At 36.4% G+C, this 3,999-nt stretch carries 4 protein-coding genes; all 4 read right to left on the bottom strand.

Features of this window, described 5'->3' with window-relative positions; translation table 11 throughout:
- The coding region (locus I6U48_RS28780; RefSeq protein ID WP_218323952.1) for an electron transfer flavoprotein subunit alpha/FixB family protein at window positions 1-699 on the bottom strand (699 nt) is incomplete at its 3' end.
- Between the two features lie 92 nt (window positions 700-791).
- A complete protein-coding gene (locus I6U48_RS28785) occupies window positions 792-1,571 on the bottom strand; it encodes an electron transfer flavoprotein subunit beta/FixA family protein (protein WP_218323953.1) in 780 nt (259 codons plus the stop codon).
- Between the two features lie 25 nt (window positions 1,572-1,596).
- On the bottom strand, window positions 1,597-2,736 hold the full coding sequence (locus tag I6U48_RS28790) for an acyl-CoA dehydrogenase (protein WP_218323954.1): 1,140 nt from the start codon (window positions 2,734-2,736) through the stop codon (window positions 1,597-1,599).
- A 33-nt stretch (window positions 2,737-2,769) separates the two neighbouring features.
- On the bottom strand, window positions 2,770-3,948 hold the full coding sequence (locus I6U48_RS28795; RefSeq protein WP_218323955.1) for an acetyl-CoA C-acetyltransferase: 1,179 nt from the start codon (window positions 3,946-3,948) through the stop codon (window positions 2,770-2,772).
- Window positions 3,949-3,999 lie beyond the last annotated feature (51 nt).

The raw sequence follows: 3,999 nt of genomic DNA on the forward strand, positions 1-3,999 counted from the left end.
TAGTGCTTCAAAGCCTTCCTTTCTTCCAAGTCCTCTTCCGCCTGCAACTATTATCTTAGCTTCTCCAATGTCAACACAATCCTTAAGAGCTTTAACTACATCTAATGTTTTTGTTCTTATATCTGATTCTGTTACATTTGCAGCTACCTTTTGGATTTCTCCAGCTCTTCCAGTATCTTTAGCTAATTTTTCAAACACTCCTGGTCTCACTGTAGACATCTGTGGTCTGTGGTCTCCACAAACTATTGTAGCCATTAAGTTTCCACCAAAAGCTGGTCTTGTCATAAGTAAATTTTTATTTTCTGGATCTATATCAAGTGATGTACAATCAGCTGTAAGTCCTGTAGCAAGTCTTGCTGCTACTCTTGGAGCTAAGTCTCTTCCCATAAAAGTAGCACCTACTAATATGGCCTCTGGCTTAACTTCACCAGCTAAATCGCATATAACCTTTGTATACCCATCTGTTGTAAAGTGTTTTAATAATGGGCTGTCAGCATATATTACTTTATCAGCTCCATAAGCTACTAATTCTTTTGCTATGCTATCTATATCACTTCCAAGTAAAAGAGCTGTTAACTGAACTCCTAACTTGTCTGCTAAATCTCTGCCTTTTCCTAATAATTCTAAGGATACCTTTTGAAGCTCTCCGTCTCTTTGCTCAGCAAATACCCATACGCCTTTGTAATCTGCTATATTCATCTTAATTACCTCCTATTTTTTATATGAAACTCCTTCTCCTATCGTCGAATGAGTAAGCGATTCACTCCAAATCAAAGATTTGGGTTCTCTGCTTAGATGTAGTGTTTCTCTTTTAATTTTGAAACTGCACATGCTGCTGCTTCTTTTGCTGGTAGATTTACTACTTCACCTTGTCCTTTTGCTTCTTTAGTCATTGACTTTTTAACTTTTGTTGGTGATCCAGCAAGTCCAAGAAGAGATTTATCTACATCTATGTCAGCGGCACTCCAAATTTGCACTTCTTTATTGTATGTATTGAATATATGGCTCATGTTCATATATCTCGGCTCATTTAACTCTTTTATAGCTGTTAAAAGTACTGGAGTTTTAACACTTATTACCTCATATCCATCTTCCCATGCTCTTTGGACTTTTAATGATTTTCCTTCCACATCTACTTTTTCTACATAAGTAATTTGCGGAATATTTAAATGTTCAGCTATTTCTGGTCCAACCTGTGCTGTATCTCCATCTATAGCCTGTCTTCCTGCAAATATTATGTCATACTTTAATTTTCTTAAAGCTCCTGCTAATGCATTTGATGTAGCTAAAGTATCTGCTCCAGCAAAGGCTCTGTCTGATATAAGTATTGCTTCATCAGCCCCCATAGCTATAGCTTCTCTTAAAGCTTTTTCTGCTTGTGGTGGTCCCATGCTTATTATTGTAACCTTACCACCAGTCTTTTCCTTTAATACTAATGCCTCTTCTAATGCATTTTTGTCATCTGGGTTTATTATAGAAGGAACGCCATCTCTTATAAGGGTTCCTGTTTTTGGATCTATCTTAACTTCTGTAGTATCTGGAACTTGTTTTAAGCAAACTACTATATTCATTCCTCTTATCCTCCTTAACCTATTCCTATTTAAATATATTTCCTGAGATAACCATCTTTTGAACCTGTGATGTTCCTTCATAGATTTCTGTTATCTTAGCATCTCTCATCATTCTTTCTACTGGATAATCTTTTGTATATCCATATCCTCCAAATAATTGGACTGCCTTTGTTGTTACTTCCATTGCTACATCTGCTGCAAATAATTTAGCTCTAGCTGCTTCTACAGTATATGGAAGCCCTGAATCCTTTTTGAATGCTGCCTTATACACTAAGTGTCTTGCTGCTTCTATTTTTGTATCCATTTCAGCTACTGCCCACGCAAGCCCTTGGAACTTATCTAAAGATCTTCCAAACTGTTTTCTTTCTTTCATATAATTTATTGCTTCATCGAAAGCACCTTCTGCTATTCCAAGTGCTTGGGCTGCTATACCAATTCTACCTCCATCAAGAGTACCCATGGCAACACCAAAGCCTTTTCCTTCTTTACTTAATAAATTCTCCTTTGGAACTACGCAGTCTTCAAATATAAGCTCAGTTGTTGAAGAGGCTCTTATTCCCATTTTATCTTCTAATTTTCCTATTGAGAAACCTTTAAAGCCTTTTTCAACTATGAAAGCTGATATTCCCCTTGTTCCTTTGCTTCTGTCTGTCATAGCAAATACTATAAAGACATCTGCTGCTCCACCATTTGTTATAAATATCTTTTGTCCGTTTAGTATGTAGTTATCTCCTTCAAGAACAGCTGTTGTTTGTTGTCCTGCTGCATCTGTTCCTGCATTTGGTTCAGTTAATCCAAAGGCTCCTATTTTTTCACCTTTTGCAAGTGGTACTAAGTATTTTTTCTTATGATTTTCTGTACCATACTTGTCAATTACTGATGCACATAGTGATGTATGGGCAGAAAGAATAACTCCTGTACTACCGCAAACTTTTGATAATTCTTCAACTGCTAATACATATGAAAGAGTGTCTCCACCTGCTCCACCATATTCTTTAGAAAATGGAATTCCCATCATCCCATATTTAGCCATTTTTTCTACTGTTTCCATAGGAAATCTTTCTGTCTCATCGATTTCTGCAGCTAAAGGTTTAACTTCTTTTTCTGCAAATTCTCTTACCATTTGTTGTACTAATTGCTGTTCCTTTGTAAATGTAAAATTCATTTTTTGTTACCTCCTATCTATTCTTAAAGCACTTTACTCTCTTTCCACTATTAAAGCTGTTCCCATTCCCCCGCCTATACATAGAGTTGCTAAACCTTTTTTGGCATCTCTTTTTTGCATTTCGTAAAGTAGAGTTGTTAATATTCTTGTTCCTGAGCATCCAACTGGATGACCAATTGCAATAGCTCCACCATTTACATTAACCTTGCTCATATCAAAGTTTAAATCCTTTGCTACAGCTAAGCTTTGTGCTGCAAAAGCTTCATTTGCTTCTATTAAATCAATATCCTCTATTGATAAATTTGCTTTTTCTAAAGCTTTCTTTGTAGCATGGAATGGTCCATATCCCATTATTGCTGGATCTAATCCTTTTGACCCATAAGAAACTATTTTAGCCATTGGCTTAATTCCAAGTTCCGCTGCTTTTTCAGCACTCATAACTAATATAGCTGCTGCTCCATCATTTATTCCTGAAGCATTTGCTGCAGTTACAGTTCCATCTTTCTTGAAGGCAGGCTTTAATTTTGCCATGCCTTCTATTGTAGCACCAAATCTTGGGAATTCATCAGTATCAAAAACTATTTCTGCTTTTTTAGTTTTGATTACCACTGGTACTATTTCATCTTTAAATCTACCTTCTTTTATAGCTGCTTCAGCTTTATTTTGTGATGCAACTGCAAATTCATCCTGCATTTCTCTTGTTAAATTCCATTTTTCAGCTATATTCTCTGCTGTTATTCCCATATGATAACCTTGGAACGCATCTGTAAGGGCGTCATTTACCATTGTATCTACAATAGTTCCATTTCCCATTCTTTGTCCCCATCTTGTAGTCGGTAATACATATGGTGCTGCAGACATATTTTCCATTCCTCCGGCTACGATTACATCAGCGTCTCCTGCCTTTATCATTTGAGCTGCTAAGCTAACTGCTCTTAAACCCGAACCACAAACCTTATTCAAAGTAAATGCCGGAACCTCTTCTGGTAAACCAGCTTTTATAACAGCTTGTCTTGCAACATTTTGTCCTAAGCCTGCCTGTATAACGTTTCCCATAACTACTTCATCAACTAATTCTGGCTTAACATTTGCTCTTTTAAGCGCTTCTTTAATAACTATAGCACCTAATTCTGCTGCAGGAACATCTTTTAAAGCTCCCCCAAATTTTCCCACTGCTGTTCTAACAGCACTTACAATAACTACTTCTTTCATTTTCATCCTCCTATAAGTATATATATCCACTACTGACATTTAATTTATAAA

The organism is Clostridium thailandense, assembly GCF_019207025.1.
Classification (GTDB): Bacteria; Bacillota; Clostridia; order Clostridiales; family Clostridiaceae; genus Clostridium_AM; species Clostridium_AM thailandense.